Origin of the sequence: Luteimonas sp. R10, from assembly GCF_045689605.1 — a bacterium.
Taxonomy (GTDB): domain Bacteria; phylum Pseudomonadota; class Gammaproteobacteria; order Xanthomonadales; family Xanthomonadaceae; genus Luteimonas.
In genome coordinates, this window is record NZ_CP141262.1 from 2,723,745 (window position 1) to 2,742,992 (window position 19,248).

18 protein-coding genes are annotated in these 19,248 nt (G+C 68.2%); 15 read left to right on the forward strand and 3 right to left on the reverse strand.

Annotated elements, in window-relative coordinates; genetic code table 11:
• Nucleotides 1-67 precede the first annotated feature (67 nt).
• From U3649_RS11875 to tadA, 12 genes are all read left to right on the forward strand, one after another.
• A complete protein-coding gene (locus U3649_RS11875; protein ID WP_407351534.1) occupies nucleotides 68-1,027 on the forward strand; it encodes a FecR family protein in 960 nt (319 codons plus the stop codon).
• Nucleotides 1,028-1,208: 181 nt separating this feature from the next.
• Nucleotides 1,209-4,316: a TonB-dependent receptor domain-containing protein gene (locus U3649_RS11880; protein WP_407351535.1), complete on the forward strand. Its 3,108-nt coding sequence runs from the start codon at nucleotides 1,209-1,211 to the stop codon at nucleotides 4,314-4,316.
• A gap of 96 nt (nucleotides 4,317-4,412) precedes the next feature.
• Nucleotides 4,413-5,222, forward strand: a complete 810-nt coding sequence (locus U3649_RS11885; protein ID WP_407351536.1) for a Slam-dependent surface lipoprotein — start codon at nucleotides 4,413-4,415, stop codon at nucleotides 5,220-5,222.
• A gap of 72 nt (nucleotides 5,223-5,294) precedes the next feature.
• Complete coding sequence (locus U3649_RS11890; protein ID WP_407351537.1) at nucleotides 5,295-6,794, forward strand: surface lipoprotein assembly modifier; 1,500 nt, start codon at nucleotides 5,295-5,297, stop codon at nucleotides 6,792-6,794.
• Between the two features lie 75 nt (nucleotides 6,795-6,869).
• Nucleotides 6,870-7,496, forward strand: coding sequence for a biliverdin-producing heme oxygenase (locus U3649_RS11895; RefSeq protein WP_407351538.1), 627 nt, complete (start codon nucleotides 6,870-6,872; stop codon nucleotides 7,494-7,496).
• Nucleotides 7,497-7,563: 67 nt separating this feature from the next.
• A complete protein-coding gene (locus tag U3649_RS11900) occupies nucleotides 7,564-7,962 on the forward strand; it encodes a YbaN family protein (protein WP_407351539.1) in 399 nt (132 codons plus the stop codon).
• Nucleotides 7,963-8,137: 175 nt separating this feature from the next.
• On the forward strand, nucleotides 8,138-8,860 hold the full coding sequence (exbB, locus tag U3649_RS11905) for a tonB-system energizer ExbB (RefSeq protein WP_407351540.1): 723 nt from the start codon (nucleotides 8,138-8,140) through the stop codon (nucleotides 8,858-8,860).
• 12 nt (nucleotides 8,861-8,872) lie between these two features.
• On the forward strand, nucleotides 8,873-9,295 hold the full coding sequence (exbD, locus tag U3649_RS11910; protein WP_407351541.1) for a TonB system transport protein ExbD: 423 nt from the start codon (nucleotides 8,873-8,875) through the stop codon (nucleotides 9,293-9,295).
• Nucleotides 9,292-10,035, forward strand: a complete 744-nt coding sequence (locus tag U3649_RS11915; RefSeq protein ID WP_407351542.1) for an energy transducer TonB — start codon at nucleotides 9,292-9,294, stop codon at nucleotides 10,033-10,035. The genes exbD and U3649_RS11915 overlap by 4 nt, the downstream gene beginning before the upstream one ends.
• Before the next feature lie 215 nt (nucleotides 10,036-10,250).
• Nucleotides 10,251-12,035, forward strand: a complete 1,785-nt coding sequence (locus U3649_RS11920) for a PAS domain S-box protein (RefSeq protein ID WP_407351543.1) — start codon at nucleotides 10,251-10,253, stop codon at nucleotides 12,033-12,035.
• Nucleotides 12,032-12,418: a response regulator gene (locus U3649_RS11925; RefSeq protein ID WP_407351544.1), complete on the forward strand. Its 387-nt coding sequence runs from the start codon at nucleotides 12,032-12,034 to the stop codon at nucleotides 12,416-12,418. The genes U3649_RS11920 and U3649_RS11925 overlap by 4 nt, the downstream gene beginning before the upstream one ends.
• 57 nt (nucleotides 12,419-12,475) lie before the next feature.
• On the forward strand, nucleotides 12,476-12,949 hold the full coding sequence (gene tadA, locus U3649_RS11930) for a tRNA adenosine(34) deaminase TadA (RefSeq protein WP_407351545.1): 474 nt from the start codon (nucleotides 12,476-12,478) through the stop codon (nucleotides 12,947-12,949).
• 145 nt (nucleotides 12,950-13,094) lie between these two features.
• Here tadA and U3649_RS11935 read toward each other — a convergent pair whose 3' ends face one another.
• On the reverse strand, nucleotides 13,095-13,574 hold the full coding sequence (locus U3649_RS11935) for a DUF2721 domain-containing protein (protein ID WP_407351546.1): 480 nt from the start codon (nucleotides 13,572-13,574) through the stop codon (nucleotides 13,095-13,097).
• A gap of 64 nt (nucleotides 13,575-13,638) precedes the next feature.
• On the opposite strand from U3649_RS11935, the gene orn reads away from it, so the two are divergent.
• Entirely contained in the window at nucleotides 13,639-14,208 is a 570-nt protein-coding gene (gene orn, locus U3649_RS11940) for an oligoribonuclease (protein ID WP_407351547.1), read from the forward strand.
• Between the two features lie 53 nt (nucleotides 14,209-14,261).
• On the opposite strand, the gene U3649_RS11945 is transcribed toward orn, so the two are convergent.
• A complete protein-coding gene (locus U3649_RS11945) occupies nucleotides 14,262-15,188 on the reverse strand; it encodes a mechanosensitive ion channel family protein (protein WP_407351548.1) in 927 nt (308 codons plus the stop codon).
• Nucleotides 15,189-15,288: 100 nt separating this feature from the next.
• The gene (ppsA, locus tag U3649_RS11950) at nucleotides 15,289-17,685 is read right to left on the reverse strand and encodes a phosphoenolpyruvate synthase (RefSeq protein ID WP_407351549.1); all 2,397 of its coding nucleotides are present in this window, start codon (nucleotides 17,683-17,685) and stop codon (nucleotides 15,289-15,291) included.
• Between the two features lie 95 nt (nucleotides 17,686-17,780).
• Between ppsA and U3649_RS11955 the strand changes: the two genes are divergently transcribed.
• Entirely contained in the window at nucleotides 17,781-18,617 is an 837-nt protein-coding gene (locus tag U3649_RS11955; RefSeq protein WP_407351550.1) for a pyruvate, water dikinase regulatory protein, read from the forward strand.
• A 113-nt stretch (nucleotides 18,618-18,730) separates the two neighbouring features.
• The gene (locus U3649_RS11960) at nucleotides 18,731-19,237 is read left to right on the forward strand and encodes a DUF1249 domain-containing protein (protein WP_407351551.1); all 507 of its coding nucleotides are present in this window, start codon (nucleotides 18,731-18,733) and stop codon (nucleotides 19,235-19,237) included.
• The last annotated feature ends 11 nt before the right edge of the window (nucleotides 19,238-19,248 follow it).

Consider the following 19,248-nt stretch of genomic DNA (forward strand, 5'->3'; position numbering starts at 1 on the left):
CGTCTTCATATAAGAGGAGGCACACGACCTCGATCCATCCATACCGCGCAGCCGACCGCCACGCCGCATGTTCGACCGATTTCGATCCCGTAACAACGTGCTCAGCGACGAGGCGATCCAGTGGGTGGTCCGGATGGGAGGCGATCGGTCACCAGCCGAACGGGCCGCGTTCGAGCGGTGGCGCCGGCGTTCCCCGGCCCATGCCGAGGCGGTCCGCCAGGCCCAGCGCCTGCTGGAAGATGTGGGCCGGACCGATGCGGCCGACGAGCACCGGCGCTGGGTGCGGGCGCTGGCACCCGAACCGCGCCGCGGCATCAGCCGGCGGGCGGTGCTGGCCGGCGGGTTGTCCGCGGCCGCCGTGGCGGGGCTGGCCGGCAGCGGGCTGTTGTCGGGGCCGCCGGCGGGCTTCTTCGCCGACCAGAGCACCCGCGTCGGCCAGCGCCGGCGCCTGGCCTTGCCGGACGGCTCCCGGGCCTGGCTCAACACCGCCAGCGCCCTGTCGGTGGATTTCTCCGATGCGCTGCGCCAAGCCTCGGTGGCGGTGGGCGAAGTGCTGTTCGAGGTCGTCGATGACCCGCGCCGGCCGTTCGCGGCCCGAAGCCGCGACGGCGAGTTCCGGGCCGGCGTCGGGCGCTACGCGCTGCGGCGGGAATCCCGGCACAGTGTCCTGACCGTTGTTTCAGGGGTGGCCGACGTGCGCAACGGCGCGGGCACCGCCACGGTCGGGGAGAACCAGCGCATTTCCTTCAGTGGCGACGTACTGGGCCTGGTCGAGACCGTCGATGCGGCCGCCGCGACCGCCTGGACACGCGGCAAGCTGATCTTCAACCGCCAGCCGTTGGCGGCGATCGCCGCGGAGCTGGAGCGCTACCTTCCCGGCCGGGTGGTCGTGGTGGGCGAGGGCCTGCGCCAGCTCGAGCTCAGCGGCGTCTTCGACCTGGACGATCCGGACGCCCTGTTGCGTACCGTCGCCGCACTCGCCCGGGCCCGGCTCATTCGCCTGCCGCTGCTGACGCTGGTCCGCTAAGCCCAGTGGCGTGGCCGTTGCCGCGGCCTGCCTCGCGCGCTTGCCCTGCGCGCAGCGTGTGCCGAGCCGGCACATCGCACTGCAATTTCACCCCGGTCCGCTCGTCTATAGGAATGAGAGACATTCGCATTTGTGATGTCCGCCCCACGTGCGGGCCTCCTTCCGATAGACAACAGGACCCATGAGATCTCCAGCCACCCCCGTTTACCGTTCCTGCCTGCGCTCGCTGCTGGCGGCAGGCGTCGCCTTGGCCTTGGCCGGGCCGACCCCGGCCCTGGCGCAGGCCGAGGCGCCCGCTGCCGCGGCGCAGGCCGTCGATTTCCACATTCCGGCACAGCCGATGGATACCGCGCTCACGCGGCTGGCCGACCGGGGCGGCGTGCGCATCCTGTTCGCCTCCGATGAGGTGGCCGGGCTGCAGGGGAGGGGGGTCGAGGGGCGCTACACCGCCGAGCAGGCCTTGTCCCGGCTGCTGGCCGGCACCGGTTTGACCTGGCACTGGCGCGAGCCGGGGATCGTGGTGGTGGGGAAAGTGGTCCCCGGCCGGCCGCCGGGCGCGGACGGCGTGATCGTCACCGACTCGCTCAATGTGGCGGGCCAGGGCGCCGACGATGCGACCGGTGCCCGGCGCGACACCAGGGGTTACGACGACGTCTACGACCTGGACAGCTCCACCGCTTACGTCGGCCGCATCGAGGTGGAGCGCTACAAGGGCGCCACGCCCTCGGACCTGGTCAACGGGGTGCCCGGGGTGTTCAGCGGCGACGCCCGCAACAGCGGCGCGTTGGACGTCAACATCCGCGGCATCCAGGGCCCGGGCCGCGTCCCCGTCACCATCGACGGCACCGAGCAGGCGCTGACCGTCTGGCGTGGCTACAACGGCATCACCAACCGCAACTACATCGACCCGAACCTGATCGGCGGCATCCAGATCGTCAAGGGGCCGAGCCTGGTGCGCGACGTCAGCACCGGCGTCGGCGGCGCGGTCGTCATCAAGACGCTGGATGCGGACGATGTGGTCGAACCGGGGGAAAGCTTCGGCGGCGAGTTCAAGCTGGAAGGCAGCAGCAACGCGGTCGCGCCGCGCCTTCCGACGCTGTTGACCGGGCAGGACTACCGTGACGTCCCCGGCTTTCCCGACCCGCCGTCCTCGGCCTACAACGATCCCACGCTGCGGGTGGACCTGAAGTCGCGCGGCGGAGGCTACAACGTCTTCGACGGCGAAGACCATGCCTACCGGTTGGCGCTGGGCTGGAAGTCCGACCAGCTCGACCTGTTCGGCGCCTACGCCTACCGCGAGCGTGGCAACTACTTCTCCGGCGAAAAGGACGCAGGCTACTACGCGCAGCGGATCGCCGAGCCGGCCATCGAAGACTACATCACCACGCTGGCCAACTACTTCGAGCCGGGCAACGAGGTCCCCAACACCTCCAGCCAGATGGAATCGTGGCTGTTCAAGGCGACCTGGCGCCCGAACGACGACCAGGCCCTGCAGTTCGGATACCGCGACAGTCTCTCCCATTACGGCGAGATCATCCCCTCGCGCATCGAGGGCAGCGACGACCGCGGCCGCATCCAGTGGCCGTTGAGCCGGGTCGACGCCAAGTCCTACAACCTGGAGTACAGGCTGCAGCCGGAAGACCACCGCTGGCTCGACCTGCGCGCCAACCTGTGGCGCACCGACACCCTCAGTGATACCTACACCGCTGGCGGCTTCCCGAACTACGCGCAGGGCGATCCCCTGTACGGCTACGACCCCGTCATCATCGACACGGCGCTGGCCAATGCGAGCAACGCGCGCAACGGAGTCACGCTCAGCAACCGCTTCCGCCTCGCCGATGCTCTGGACCTGACGGTCGGCGGCAGCTTCCGGCACGAGAAGCTGCGCTCCGGCGACGAATGGATCGGCGAGGCGGCCGGCTGGAGGATGTTTCCTCGATCGGGGCGACGCGAGGAATGGGACGCCAACTTCAACTTCGAGTGGCGGCCCACCGAGTACCTGACCCTCAACGCCGGCATGCGCTACTCGTCGTACTGGGCGTTCGACGACTTTCTGGCGGCGCACGAAGGCGAGTTCGCCTACGGGTTCTCCGGCCAACAGGCCACCTACTACACGCGGTCCCCCGAAGAGGTGCAGTCCTACCACGACGGCCTGTACAGCCAGTACCAGATCTTCGTCGACCTCGGGATCTTCACGCCGGAGCAGGTGGACCAGATCGTGCGGCAGGCGGTGGACAGCTGGCCCGGCCAGACGCACACCGTTCCCTGGGAGCGCGCCGAAGACGGCAAGTACTACCGGACCGGCAACATCTGCGTGAATGGATTCATGGAGACGGTCGAGCACCTGGTCTCGCCCTATATCAACGGCCAGACCTGCGACGTCACCTCCACATCGGACCTGACGCATACGGGGATCCTGACCGCCGAGAAGCGGCGCGACCGTGGCTGGGCGCCGTCCCTATCCGCCACCGTGCGGTTCTCCGATTACAGCCGGGCCTATTTCCGCTACGACGAAACCCTGCGCTATCCGAGCATGTTCGAGAGCACACTGGGCTTCAGCGCCAACAGTTTCAATCCGTTCTACTCGCTCAAGCCGGAGCATGCGCACAACTGGGAGGTGGCCTACGTCCACGACCTGAGCGGCCTGCTCGCGGCCGACGGCCTGGCCGACGTCAAGCTGTCCTATTACGTGCACAAGACCCGCGACGTCATCGATCGCAACAGCCAGTTCTTCTTCAGCCAGTTGGACAAGCAGAGCATCGAAGGCGTGGAACTCAACGCGCGGTACGACGGCGCCCGGTTCTTCACCGACCTGGCCGTGTCCCGGACGCTGAAGAACGAGGTCTGCGACGAGAGCACCGCCATCGCGCTGGATCCGGATTTCGGTGCGGTCCCCAACTGCGTGCAGGATGGATTCGTCACCAGCTACCTGTTGACCCAGGCGATACCGCGGTTCTCCGCCAAATGGTCATTAGGCGGGCGCTTTTGGGATGGGAAGTTGGAAGCGGGCGGCAGGGTGACCTACTACGACCGCCACCGGAACCCCGACTTGGACCGGTACCGGGAATACAAGCAGGAAGTCCAATCGATCGGATTCTTCAACGTTCCGTTCTCCTGGGACGAAGTGCTCACCCTGGACGCCTACGCCAGCTACCTGATTTCGGATGGGCTGCGCATGGAACTGGCCGGCACCAACCTGTCCGACCGGTACTTCACCGATCCGGCCACGCGCTCGACCATGCCGGCCCCCGGACGGACCCTCAAGCTCAGCCTGACCGCACGCTTTTAGCCTTCTGCGACAGAGGAGAACCGCGATGTGTACCTGATGCCCTGAGAACACCCATCCAACAATGACCGAAACAAGACTCCACTCGAGGTGAATCGAATGAAGACCATCCATCGCATCGCCGCCCTGGCGGCGGCCGTTTCCATCTCCGCCATCGCCGGCGCGGCACAGGCCGCCGTCGTCGGCGCGTCCAGTCCCCCTTCCGATCCCAACTACGCCATCAACGTCGGCGTTTCGGAAGTCGGTCCTGCCGGTCCTCACAAGCCCGGTTGGGCAGGTATCGGCGTTTCCACGTATGCCAGCGGGCAGCGGGTCGACTTCGACGGCCTGCTTCCCTTCACCACCAAGTCCGAGGTGAACATCGGCGCCAACGTCGACGGCGATGCGTTGCCGACCACGCGGGTGCACAGCCTGGCCTTCCCGATCACCGGTTCGCCGCCGAGCCACAGCGGGCTGGGCTATTTCAACTTCATCCAGGTCGCCGCCAGCGACGTGTACATCGGCGAATGGTCCAGCAACGGCAGCGCCGGCGGTTTCAGCCACCGTCAGGTGTACTACGTGGGCAACGACGCGGGCACCACGGTGCCGACCAGCGGCACGGCCAGCTACTCGGTGGCCGGCGTCAACCAGTTCACGGGGAGCAACCTGCTTTCCGGCACGTTCAACGTCAACTTCGGCGCGGGAACGCTGTCCGGCAATCTCTCCAGGACCGGCTTGAACATCGCCGTCGGCGCGACCTTCGCTCCCGGCAGCGCCCTGTTCTCCGGCGCTGCGAACGCGAACAGCGGCGCGGCCGCCGGTACCGTGCAAGGGCGCTTCTTCGGGGCCAATGCGGCGTCCCTGGCCGGCATCGCCAACTTCGGCGCGGGAAGCCAGTACAACACCGCCTTCGGTGGCACGAAGAACTGACGCCGGCATGACGACAAGGCAGGGACCAGCCAGATTCCGCCAGTCCTTGCCATTGCCTCGACGACTCTGCGCATGCGCTTTCCCACTGCCGCGAGATACCGGCGTCCCTCGCTCGTGTTCGCCTTGGCCATGCTGGCGTGCCTGGCCAACGTCTCCTTGCGTGCCCAAGGGCAGGACGACATCCGCCGTGCCCTCGACCAGCGCAATGAGCGCCAGGCGATCGAGCGCGAGCGCGAGTTGCTCAAGGATGAGCTGGAGGATGAAGCTCGCCCCACGCTCACCATCGACGGACAGACGTACGCGGTCGAGCACAACGCCGACGATCTGGGCCGGGCGCTGTACCTGTCGCTGCAGCACCGGCAGTGGACGGCGGCGGCGCGTTTCCTGGAGGAGTACCTGACACTGCCCGATCGTGATCCGCTGCTGGTCCATTACGCACAGGGCGCACTGGCGCGGGTGCAGGGCCGCTATGGCCAGGCCGAACGCGAATTCCGTGTGCTGCTGGCGCGGCAGCCCGGCTTCCTGCCCGGCCGCCTGGAACTGGCCCGCGTGCTGTTCGAGGACCAGCAGGATCTCGAGGCCGCCGAACTGTTCGCGGCCATCGCCGGCGATCTCGACGCATCCGACCCGAAGACCGAAGGCGTGCGCAAGACCGTGGAGACCTTCCGCCTGGCCCTGGACAACCGCCGCGCCTGGAACGGCTCGTTCGCGCTTGGCCCGACCTGGAGCGACAACGTCAATCGCACCTCGGCCAGCCATACCTGCCTGCTGTACCTGGACGGCACGTGCTACTTCGACCGCAAGACCCCCGACGCCATCGTCTCCGCCGGCGTGGACTACGACGCCGGCCTCGCCAAACGCCTGCCGCTGCGCGGGCACCACGGCCTGTACCTGCGCGCGCTGCTGTTCGGCCAGCGCTATCGCGACAACAGCGCCTACAACGAGCTGACCGCGTCCGCGCAAGCCGGCTATGGCTATCGCAGCGGCCGCCACGCCATCGCGCTCGCGCCGTCCTTCGACTACTACGCGCTGGGCAATGCCACTCTGTATGGCGCCTGGGGTATGCACGGCGAGTGGAGCTACACCTTGTCGCCGCAGTCGCTGATGAAGCTGGAGGGCGACTGGAAGGCCATGCGCTACCGCGACGCGGACTATGCCCGCAGCTACGATGCCCCCACGCGTGCCGCCTACGCCACCTATTTCCGCAATGTGGGGCCGCACTGGACCGTGTTCGGCGGCGTCGACCTGATGGACAGCGGCGCGCCGGAAGACGCCAACGCGTATCTGCAAAAGGGCGCGCGGCTGGGGGTGTCCCTGCAGTCGTCACACGTGACCGGTTCCCTGTTCGCCTCCTACCGTCGCCGCGATTACGGCGCCTTCAACGCGCTGCTGGAAGCGCAGCGCCAGGACGATGAGCAGAACTACATCCTGATCCTGAAGACGACTCGCTGGACCGCAGCTGGCTTCGTTCCGCTGCTGACGCTGCGCTACACCCGGGTCAAGAGCAACGTGGACTGGCTGTACAGCTACGACAAGAGCGCCGTCAGCCTGAAACTCGAGCGCACGTTCTGAGCGCGAGTCCGGCAGCCATGACCGAACCTCCATGTACGCCCACCCGCCGTTTCCGGTACTCGAAGAGCCATCGCCATGAACGAAACCATCGCCGACCCGATCTCCGCCCGCAGCCTGCGTCTCAAGGCGGCCACGCATGACATACACGATGTGCTGGACAAGCGCGTCATGAACGCCGACGTCTTCGGCAGCCGCGATCGCTTCGCCGGATTCGTTCGGGCGCAGTATCGCTTCCACCGCGATATCGACATGCTGTACGGCAGCGCCGTGGTGGCGGCGCTGATCCCGGAGTTGGCCGAGCGTCGTCGCCTTCCGAAGATCGCCGACGACCTGAGCGACCTGGGCAAACAGTTGCCGACGGCCGCGCCGGGCAGGCTGGACACGGACACGCCGCTGCCGGTGGCGCTCGGATGGCTGTACGTGGCGGAAGGCTCGAACCTGGGCGGCGCCGTTCTGTTCAAGCTGGCGCGCGAGAAGCTTGGGCTGGATCGCGATTTCGGCGCGCGCCACCTGGCAGCGCATTCGGAGGGCGCCGCGCGGCACTGGCGCCAGTTCACCGCCGCGCTGGATGCCGTGCAGTTGACACCGGCGCAGGAAGACGAGGTCGTACTGGGGGCGGAAGACGCTTTCCGCGCCGTGCGCAGTTACGTGGAGGAGGAACTGCCCGTGTCGGGCGGTCGCATGGACGGGGACGTGCCATGAAGCGCCGAGCGGGAACGGGGCGCTTGTGGGCGATTCTGGCCGGCACGCCGAGTCTGCACGCACGCACATGAAGCCGACGATGCCCGACTCGGTGCCGATGCAAGCCACTGGGCTGCGGCGCTTCCTGCTACGCGCGGCGGCAGGGGGCTGCCTCGGCCTCGCGTTCGTGGGGCTGGTAACGCCGGGGCTGCCGACGACCGAGTTCGTGCTGCTGGCCGCGTGGGCGGCGGCGCGCAGTTCGCCGCGGCTGCACGCCTGGATCCTGCGGCATCGGGTGTTCGGGCCGCTGCTCGGGCACTGGCAGGCGGGCAGGCTGCCGCGTCGCGCGAAGTGGGGCGCGACCGCCACGATGGCGCTGGCCGGCACGTTCTCGGCGTTGACCATCCCGCACAAGCCGAGCGTGGCGATCATCCTGGGCTGCATGGCGTGCGTGCTGGTATGGCTGTGGTGCAGGCCGGAGCCATGAGCAGGAAGCGCCACTCGATCACCGCCGCTGGACGCCACGCAGCCCTGTCGCCCGCCGCCACGGCTGCGTGGTGTCGCAGACCACCTCCCGCAACGTGCTGCCCCGGCGCGTGGGTGCCCGATTGCCGGCGTCAGCAGCGGACCTTTCTTCCCGTCCTGATGAACTGGATTGATCCATGCAAAGCGCAATCGTGAACCTTCCCTCGGATCTCAGTGCCTGGCAGATGTTCCTGCATGCCGATTGGGTTGTGCAGGCCGTGATGGTCGGCCTCGCGCTGGCCTCGGCGGCCACCTGGACCGTGCTCGTGGCCAAGACCTGGGAACTGCGGGGGATCGTCCGCGCACTGCACGCCGCCCGCGCGGTGCTGGCCCAGTCGACGCGGCTGTCCGAGGCCGAGGCCAATCCCCACTCGACCGAGGGGATCGCCCGCGATCTGATCGATGAGGCCCGCACCGAACTGCAGCAGTCCGCGGGTCTGTCGGACAAGGCGGGTATCAAGGAACGGCTGGCCTCGCGGCTGGAGTGCATCGAGCTGGCCTATACCCGCCACCTGCGCAAGGGCACGGGCCTCCTGGCGACGATCGGCGCTACGGCCCCGTTCGTCGGCCTGTTCGGCACGGTGTGGGGCATCATGAACAGCTTCATCGGCATCGCCCGGTCAAATACGACCAATCTGGCGGTGGTGGCCCCCGGCATCGCCGAGGCGCTGCTGGCGACCGCCCTGGGCTTGGTCGCGGCGATTCCCGCGGTCGTGATCTACAACCACTTCACCCGTAGTCTGGGCGGCATCCGTGGGCGCCTTGGCGATCTGTCGGCGGCGGTGCAGCAGTTGGTCTCGCGCGACCTGGACCGGCGTGAATCGCCGAAGGCCGGTATCGCTGTCGTAGGCACACATTGAGCGGAGCGAACGATGGCGATCAAGCCCCGTCGCGACGACGACGAACTGGACGAGCACCACGAGATCAACGTCACCCCGTTCATCGACGTGATGCTGGTGCTGCTGATCATCTTCATGGTGGCCGCGCCGCTGGCGACGGTGGATGTGCCGGTGGACCTGCCAGCGAGCACCGCCCAGCCTCACCCGAAGGACCACGACCCGGTCTATCTCACCGTGCGGGAAGACCTGTCGTTGAGTCTGAACCAGGATCCGGTCACGGGTGAGGAGCTGAGGACGCGGCTGGACGCGCTGACCGAAGGCGACCATGACGAGCGCATCTTCCTGCGCGCCGACAAGGGCGTGCCTTACGGGGAGCTGATGGCGACGATGAACCGGCTGCGCGAAGCCGGATACCTGAAGGTGGCGCTGGTCGGGCTGGAGCAGCGCGGCGAATGAACGCGCTGGCGCAGGATCGGCCCGGCCTGCGCTGGGGTGCCAGCGTCGGCGTGGTGCTGGCCGCACATGTGGCGGTAGTCGGTACGACGCTGTGGTGGCGTGCGTACGACCCACCGGTGCCGCTGCCGGAATCGACTCGAGCGGTGATGGTGGAGCTGGCACCGCAGCCGGCGGCACCGCCGGCGCCGCCGACCGAACTGCCGCCGGGGTCGCCGCAGCAGGAGCAGCGCCAGGCGCAGCCGAAGGTGGAGCCGACGCCGACGCCCGAGCCTGTGCCGGAGCGGATCCACCGCCAGGCGGAAGTGGCGATACCGGAGCCGTTGCGGGATCAACGGGACAAAGACGGCGCCAGCGACGATGTCGCGCAGATCAGCGCGCCCCCCAGCGTGCAGGCGCCGACCGGCCCCGAGTACGCCGCACCTCAGGCGCTTTCCGGTGCCGCCGGCCAGGCACTGGCCAGTTGGCAGGCCCAGGTGTTGGGCCATCTGGAGCGATTCAAGCGCTATCCGCGCGTGGCGCAGCGGCGCCGCTACGAGGGCGTGGTGCAGGTGCGGTATGCGGTGGATCGGCAGGGCAATGTGCTTGCGGTCGATCTGGCGCGCGGCAGCGGGCACGAGTCGCTCGACAGCGAGGCGATCGCCGCGGTCGAGCGTGCGAGTCCGCTCCCGCCGCCCACGACGGAAGTGCCCGGCGACCCGGTCGAGGTCGTCACGCCAGTCGAATTCGTGATGCGCCGTTGAGGCCGCAACCACGCGGTTTAGGCGGCCTGTTGATGATGGAGTGGGAGTGATCCAGCGCCCCGGCGGGCATCCCTTCACGTGATTTTCTCTTCACGTGCGCTTGTATTTGGGACGGGCTGCGCCTCGCCGAACCGGTGCGACCGCCCGCGATCGGCGACGTAGGCACCGCAGCGACGGACACAGGGGAAAGCAGCGTCCATGAGTGATTCCCATCGATGAGCAGTACGGGTACCGCGGCATGTAGCGATCTGCCGCGGATCGGTGAGGACCGCTCGCAGAAGGCGTCGCAGTGGTTCGATCGGGACCTGCTGGACGCGATTTCCGCGCCGGTCTGCCTGTGCGACGGCGACGGCACGATCGTACGCAGCAATCGCCGGGCCGAGCAGTTGCTCGGGCCCGGCCCCCACGTGGTGGAGTTCCGGCAACGGACAGGCGATCCCGGCGCCGCGGCAGCGGACGATGCCGGCGTGGGGGCCGCATCAGGCATCGGCACGTCGCTGCAGGGGCGACGATTGACGATCGCCAACGCGCAGGGGCTCCGCCGCACCGTGTCGGCGGACGGCGAACTCCTGCGCGACGGCCAGGGCCACATCGTGGGCACGATGTGGCATCTGCATGGTTCCGGCCAGTTGCAACCGGAACAGTTCGAGCTGGAGCACGGCCGGCTGGAGGATTTCTTCCACAATGCCGCCGTCGCGCTGCATCTGGTGGCCGCCGATGGCACGATCCTGCGGGCCAACCAGGCCGAGCTCGACCTGCTCGGGTACGACGCCCGCGATTACGTGGGCCGCTCGATCACCGAATTCCACGACGACCCCGACACGATCGCCGACATCCTGCGGCGGCTGGGGGCCGGCGAGCGCCTGGACAAGTATCCGGCACGGCTTCGTGCCCGGAACGGGGACATCGTGCACGTGCAGATCACGTCCAACGCGCTGTTCCGCGACGGCAAGCTGGTCCACACGCGCTGTTTCACCGTCGACGTCAGCGAACAGCATGCGATACAGCAGGCACTCCAGAAGCAGGTCGCACGCGAGCACGAACTGCTGGATGCGTTGCCGGTCGCCCTCTACACCACGGATGCCGATGGCCGCGTCGCTTTCTTCAACCGCGCCGCGGTCGAGTTCTCGGGGCGAACGCCGGAGCTCGGAAGCGATTACTGGTGCGTGACCGCGCGTCTCTACGAGCCGGACGGCACGCCGCTGCCGCACCACAGGTGCCCCATGGCGGTGGCGCTCAAGGAAGGGCGTGACGTACGCGGTGCCGAGGCCCTGGCCGAGCGCCCCGACGGCACGCGGGTTCCGTTCATGGCGTTTCCCAGCCAGCTGCGCGATGCGTCCGGCACCGTCGTCGGCGCCGTCAACATGCTGGTGGACATCAGCGAGCGCAAGCGCGCGGAGTCCGAGCAGCGCGCCCTGATCGACGAGCTCAACCACCGGGTCAAGAACGCACTCGCCGCGGTACAGGCGATCGCGGCGCAGACGTTGCGATCGACGCCGGAGCCGGCGTCGTTCGCCGCCAACTTCGAGCGCCGGGTGGTCGCGCTGGGCAGGGCCCATGACCTGCTGACCCGTCGGCGCTGGACGGGGTTGGGCATCGGCGAACTGATCGACTCGGAACTGGCCGCGGAAATCGGATGCCCGGGTCGTATCCAACTGGAAGGTCCCGAGATCACGCTGCCGCCGCGAATGGCGCTTTCGCTGCGCCTGGCGCTGCACGAACTGGCGGACAACGCCCGCCGGCACGGTGCCTTGTCCGCACCGGCGGGCAGGATCAGGCTGCATTGGTCGCAGGCGTCATCCGCATCTTCCGGCACGCTCTGGCTGCAGTGGAACGAGGTGAACGGACCACCGGTCCGTCCGCCAGGCAAACGCGGTTTCGGCGTCCGCTTCATCGAGCACAGCGCCAGCGCCGAACTGGGCGGTGCCGCCCGGTTCGATTTCGACCCGACCGGCGTCAGCTGCCGGATCGAGGCACCGATGGGCGAAGCAGTGCCATGAGGCCGAGTAACGATCCACGCCACATTCTCGTCGTCGAAGACGAGAGCCTGCTGGCGATGCTGCTCGAGGATCTGCTGACTGACCTGGGCATGCGGGTCTGCGTCACGGCTTCGATCGAGGACGCGCTGCGGGCGGTGGAGGCGCAGAGTCCGCTCGACCTGGCGCTGCTCGATGTGAACATCGGCGGGCGGATGGTGTTCCCGGTGGCGCAGGCGCTGGATCGCCGTGGCATCCCCTTCGCCTTCGCTACCGGCTATGGCGAGCAGGGCCTGCCCGAAGGATTCCGCCAGCGCCCGGTCGTGTCCAAACCGTTCTCGCTCGCCGAGTTGCATCGTGTTCTGGACATCATCGGCAAGCAGCAGGCCCTCACTGGAGCCTGTTGACCGGCCTTGGATGCGACAATCGCGCCGCCGGCACCCGCCGGCGTGCAGGAACGGTCGATGCCGGTTGACGATCTACAGCGGATGTACCACGCCCTCGCGCTCGCCGAGCGCGCCGAGAAGGAAGACGACGAGGTTCCCGTCGGCGCGCTGCTGGTGGACGCGGAGGGCCGCGTGCTCGGCGAGGGCTGGAACCGCAACATCGGCGAACACGACCCGACCGCGCATGCCGAGATCGTCGCGATGCGTGCCGCCGGCCGGCGGCTGGGCAACCATCGCCTGCCCGGTTGTACGCTGTACGTGACGCTGGAACCGTGCGCGATGTGCGCCATGGCCACGGTGCACGCCAGGATCGCCCGCGTGGTGTACGCCGCCGCCGACCCGAAGACCGGAGCCGCCGGCAGCGTCTTCGACCTGCTTGCCGATCCGCGCCACAATCACCGCATCGTGGTCACCGGCGGCGTGCTTGCCGACGAGGCGGGCGCCATGCTCAGCAACTACTTTCGCCGCAAGCGCGGCAGGCCTGCGCTGTAGAGCCGTTGCGCCTCTCCCCGTAGAGCGGAGCTTGCTCCGCTGCTCCTCCGGCTCCGGAACCCGCGCAGCCGAGCAAGCTCGGCTCTACAGGAGATCGGGCGCGCGCAGCCGAGCAAGCCCGGCTCTACCGGCGCCCTTGGGCCGATCACCCCGCCGGGCCGCGCCGCCTGGCGCTGACGTGCGCGTCGTCCATCTCGTCGTTGACCGCGGCCACCGCGAGCGCCGCCTCCCGCGCCAGCAGCAGGCTGGCGGCGAACATCGCCAGCACCCCCAGTACCGCCAGAATCGTCGGCAACTGGTCGAAACGATGGCCGAGCAGCGAATCGGCAGCGACCGTGAGGCTGGTCCCGACGAAGCAGCTGATCGCCACGTACAGCAGCTGGCTGCCGCGCAGGATGATCGTGCTGCGGCGACGCTGCAGTTCGATCCGTTGTTCCAGGACCGATCGTTCCTCGGGATCTTGGCTTTCGCCCAGCTGCTTGAGCAGCGCCCGCGCCCGGTCGATGACGCGTGCGAGCCGCGAATTGGCGGAGGTCAGCAGGGCGGCGGTCGCGGTCAGGAAGAACGCCGGCGCCAGCATCGCCGTCAGGATCGCGTAGTGGGAGAGTGCGGAGCTTGCGAGCATAGGGAGGGCAGGGGAGGTGAGGCGCTGCGCTATGATGCGCCCTCCCGACGACGATCGCGAGCGCATGGCACAGCGACAAACCGATGACGACGAAGGTCGCCTGATCTGGATCGACCTGGAGATGACCGGGCTCGATACCGGGCGCGATTCGATCCTGGAGATCGCCACCGTCGTTACCGACTCCGAATTGCGGATCCTGGCCGAAGGTCCCGAGTGCGCCATCGCCCATCCGCTCGCCACGCTCGAGGCGATGGACGACTGGAACCGCAACCAGCACGGCAAGTCCGGGCTGTGGCGCCGCGTGCTCGAAGAGGGCATCCCGATGGCCGAGGCCGAGCAGCGTACGCTGGCGTTCCTGCGCCAGTGGGTCCCGGAGAACGCCTCGCCGATGTGCGGCAATTCGATCTGTCAGGACCGGCGCTTCCTGCATCGGCAGATGCCGGAACTGGAGCGGTACTTCCACTACCGCAATCTCGATGTCAGCACCCTCAAGGAGCTGGCGCGGCGCTGGGCCCCTTCGCTGCTCGCCGGAGTCAGGAAGCAGGCCGCGCACACCGCCCTGAGCGACGTGCGCGACTCGATCGAGGAACTGCGGCACTACCGCGAAGGCATGGGGGCGTTCGCCCCCTACTGAGACCTGATCCGCCGGACCGGTGGGTCACGACGGCGCGGCGCTCCGCCAGGCGTTCATTGCGGGTCCGGACTCGGCCGGTGCTCCGGATCGTCCAGGCCGATCGCATCGCTACCGGCGGCATCGGGCGCCGGCAGCGCCTGCTGTCCAACGGTGGCGCCGGCGTGGTGATACATGTGCACGTCGCGCTGCGGGAACGGAATGGAGATGCCGTCGCGGTCGAACGCCTTCTTGATCCGCTCGGTCAGTTCGCACTTGGTGACGAAGAAATCCGCATTGGCGACGTGGCAGCGGATGCCCAGGTTCACCGAGCTGTCGCCGAGCTCGTACACCAGCACGTCAGGTGGCGGTTCCGGCAGGACGCGCTCGTCGGCCTGCATGATGTCCATGGCGAGGCCGCGGGCCGCGTCTATGTCGGCGTCGTAGCTGATGCCGATCACCAGCTCGATCCGGCGCATCACGTCCGGGGTCAGGTTGATGATGGAATCGGTGGTGACCAGGCTGTTGGGGAGCACGATCGTCTGGTTGTCGGCACCGCGCAACTGAGTCTGGAAGATGCTGACCGACTCGACCTTGCCGGTCTGGCCGTTGATGGTGACGATGTCGCCGGCGCGGAACGGCCTCAGCGAGACCAGCATCACCCCCGAGGCGATGTTGGACAGCGAGTCCTTCAACGCCAGGCCGATCGCCAGGCCGGCGGCGCCGAGGACCGCGATCGTCGAGGTCATGGGCACGCCCACGACCTGCAGCGCCGCCAGTATCAGCACCACCAGCAGGACCACATGGGTCACCTTGCGCAGGAACATCGCCGCCGTCGGCTCGACGTTGGCGCGGGTCAGTCCGCGCTCGGCGAACCCGGTGATCCACTTGACGATGCGCAGCCCGATGAGGAACAGCGCCAGGGCGCCGAGCACATGCAGACCAACCGATATCGCCATCTCGGACCAGCCGGCTTCGTGCAGCCACGACCAGATCGATTCCATGCTTGCGCCTCCCTCACTATGGTCCTGAAAGTGCGTGACGTCCCGCAAACGGGGCGCCGGTTCCCGCGACGACGGTAGCGACGGCGTCGTTAGAGCGACGTTATCGTGCGTCGGATGCCTTGCGCTTGGCCAGCCGCAGCCAGGTGTCGACCACGGTGTCGGGGTTGAGCGACACCGACTCGATGCCTTCCTGCATCAGCCATTCGGCCAGGTCCGGATGATCGCTCGGGCCCTGGCCGCAGATGCCGACGTACTTGCCCTTGGCGCGCGCGCTCTTGATCGCCATCGACAGCAGCTTCTTGACCGCCGCGTCGCGCTCGTCGAACAGGTGCGCGACGATGCCAGAATCGCGGTCCAGGCCGAGGGTCAGCTGGGTGAGGTCGTTGGAGCCGATCGAGAAGCCGTCGAAGATCTCGAGGAACTCGTCGGCCAGCAGCGCGTTCGACGGCACCTCGCACATCATGATGATCTTCAGCGCCTGCTGGCCGTCGGCGTGCTGGCCCTGCTTGAGGCCGTTCTTCTCCAGCACCTCGACCACCTTGCGGCCCTCGTCGAGCGTGCGCACGAACGGGATCATCACCCACAGGTTGTCCAGGCCCATCTCGTCGCGGACCTTGCGCACCGCCTCGCACTCCAGCGCGAAGGCGTCGGCGAACGACGGATCGACGTAGCGGCTGGCGCCGCGGAAGCCGATCATCGGGTTCTCTTCTTCCGGCTCGTAGCGACGGCCGCCGATGAGGTTGGCGTACTCGTTCGACTTGAAGTCCGACAGGCGCACGATCACCGGGTGCGGCGCCACCGAGGCGGTGAGGGTGGCGATGCCCTCGGCCAGCCGGTCGACGTAGAACCGCACGGGGTCGGCGTAGCCGGCGCTGCGGGCGTCGATCTGGCGCTTGATTTCCGGATCCTGGCGGTCGTACTCGAGCAACGCCTTGGGATGCACGCCGATGTGCGAGGCGATGATCATCTCCAGCCGCGCCAGGCCGATGCCGGCGTTGGGCAGCTGGCCGAAGTCGAATGCGCGCTCGGGGTTGGCGACGTTCATCATGATCTTCAGCGGCGCCTCGGGCATCGACGCGAGGTCGGTAGTGGTGCGCTCGAAGGGCAGGGCATCGGCGTAGATGTAGCCGGTGTCGCCCTCGGCGCAGCTCACTGTCACCTCGCGGCCGTCGGCGATCGCCTCGAGCGCGGTGCCGGTGCCGACCACCGCGGGCACGCCGAGCTCGCGGGCGATGATCGCCGCGTGGCAGGTGCGGCCGCCGCGGTTGGTGATGATCGCCGCGGAGCGCTTCATCACCGGCTCCCAGTCCGGATCGGTCATGTCGGCGACCAGCACGTCGCCGGGCCGCACCTTGTGCATGTCGTCGAGCGAGCGCACCACGCGGGCGACGCCGCTGCCGATCTTCTGGCCGATGGCGCGGCCTTCGGCGATCACCTCGCCACGGCGCTCCAGCGCGTAGCGCTCGATCTGGGTGGCCTTGCCGCGCGACTTCACCGTCTCCGGCCGCGCCTGCACGATGAACAGCTTGCCGCTGACGCCGTCCTTGGCCCATTCGATGTCCATCGGGCGCTGGTAGTGCTTCTCGATGGTCAGTGCCTGCCGTGCCAGCTCGTGCACGTCGTCGTCGCCGATCGAGAAGCGCGCGCGCAGTTCCGTCGGCGTGTCCTCGTTGCGCACGCGCTCGCCGGGCGTGTCCGAATACACCATGCGGATCTGCTTGCTGCCCAGGGAGCGGCGCAGGATCGCCGGCCTGTCCTGCCGCAGGGTGGGCTTGTAGACGTAGAACTCGTCGGGATTGACCGCGCCCTGGACCACGTTCTCGCCGAGCCCGTAGCTGGCGGTGATGAACACCACGTCGCGGAAGCCGGACTCGGTATCGAGCGTGAACAGCACGCCCGAGGCGCCGACGTCCGAGCGCACCATCAGCTGCACGCCGGCCGACAGGAACACGTCCTCGTGCTTGAAGCCGTGGTGCACGCGATAGGCGATGGCGCGGTCGTTGTACAGGCTGGCGAAGACCTCCTTGACCTTGACCACGACGTCGTCGGCGCCGGTGACGTTGAGGAACGTCTCCTGCTGGCCGGCGAAGCTGGCATCCGGCAGGTCCTCGGCGGTGGCCGAGGAACGCACCGCCACCGCCACCTCGCCGCCGCCGTTCTCGGCGCAGAGCTGCCCGTAGGCGTCGCGGATGCCGGCGTCGAGTTCCGGCTGCAGCGGCGCGTCGATCACCCAGCCGCGGATCTCCCGGCCAGCGGCCGCCAGCGCCGTCACGTCCTCGACGTCGAGCGGCGCCAGGCGGTCGAAGATCCGCTGTTCGAGCGCGTTGTGGGCGATGAAGGCCCTGAACGCATCGGCCGTGGTGGCGAAGCCCCCCGGAACCGAAACGCCGAGCCGGGCGAGGTGGCCGATCATCTCGCCGAGCGAGGAGTTCTTGCCGCCGACCTGGGCCAGGTCGTTCAGTCGCAGATCGTGCAGCCAGAGGATATTGGCGCTCAAGGGAGGGCACTCCGAGGGATGGCAGGCGGGAGAGCCGGGCGGCGCCCGGCGGAAACCGCTATTTTAGCAACCCTCCCGTCGTCCACGCCCGAATCATGCCTCCGGAATCGCAGCCGCCCGCCCGCCCGGTGTTCTACGTCTCCGACGGCACTGGCATCACCGCCGCCACCATCGGCCACAGCCTGCTGACCCAGTTCTCCGGCTTCCGCTTCGTGACTGACCGGATCCCCTTCGTCGACACGCCGGAAAAGGCGCGCGAGGCGGTGGCCGAGATCGTTCGCGCCGGCGCGAACTGCGGCAGCCGGCCGATCGTGGTCAATTCCTGCGTCGACCCGGAGCTCAACCGCATCCTGTCCGAGAGCGGCGCGCTGATGCTCGACGTGTTCGCGCCGTTCATCAAGCCGCTCGAGCGCGAACTCGACGTCCCGCGGCAGTCGCGGGTGGGACAGGCGCACGGCATGGTCGATTTCGACACCTATCACCGCCGCATCAACGCGATGAATTACGCGCTCACGCACGACGACGGCATGGCGCTGGACTACGACGACGCCGACCTGGTCCTGGTCGCCGTCTCGCGTGCCGGCAAGACGCCGACCTGCGTGTACCTGGCGTTGCACTACGGCATCCGCGCGGCGAACTATCCGCTGACCGAGGAGGACCTCGAGTCGGACCGCCTGCCGCCGAGGTTGCGCGCGCATCGAAACAAGCTGTTCGGCCTGACCATCGACCCGCAGCGCCTGCACCAGATCCGCCAGGAACGACGGCCGAACTCGCGCTACGCGGAATTGGAGACCTGCCGGCGCGAGGTGGCGGCCGCGGAAACGCTGCTGCGCATGGAGGGCGTTCCCGTCCTGAGCACCACGCATACCTCGATCGAGGAAATCGCCAGCCGCATTCTCGAGGACCTGGGAATCAACCGTGAAATGTTCTGACCTGAACGCCGATCGCCGCGTGCGGAAAACCCGGCAAGGAATCTGAACGTTAGGCCGCCCGCGCGACGCCGTCAATGCTGCCGCACCCGCGATCGAGCGTGTAGCATCGGGACATGTCCCAACAGGTCGCCACCCGCAATGCCGCACGCATTCCCAGGCTCAGCCGTTTCGGCTGGCTGATGGGCCTGTACGCGGAGAACCACCAGCGCCTGACCCGCCTGTTCGAGCCGGCCGGGCTCGCGCCCGGACGCTATCTCTCCCGCAACGGCGATGGCCTCGACGTGCACCTGGACGTGCTCGAACAGCACCGCTACACCACCGAACTGCGCCTGAGCTACGCCATGCGCGACCCGGTGACCGGCGAGCCCGATCCGTCCGCCTGGCTGCGTCTCTACCGCGACGCGCGCCAGGTCGAGGCGACCCACTGCTATGTCGGCCGGCGCTGGCAGGACGTGATCGGCCTGTATCCGCCGCCGGCCGAGGTGGTCGACCACCGCATGCGGATGAACACCTTCCTCGGCAAGTGGCTGCAGTACCTGGCCGAGCGCGGCCACGGCGTGGCCACGCTGTCGCTCGATAGCGCGCCGCTGCCGAAGCGGGTGCTCGTGCCGCCCGCCTGACGGTCGCCGCG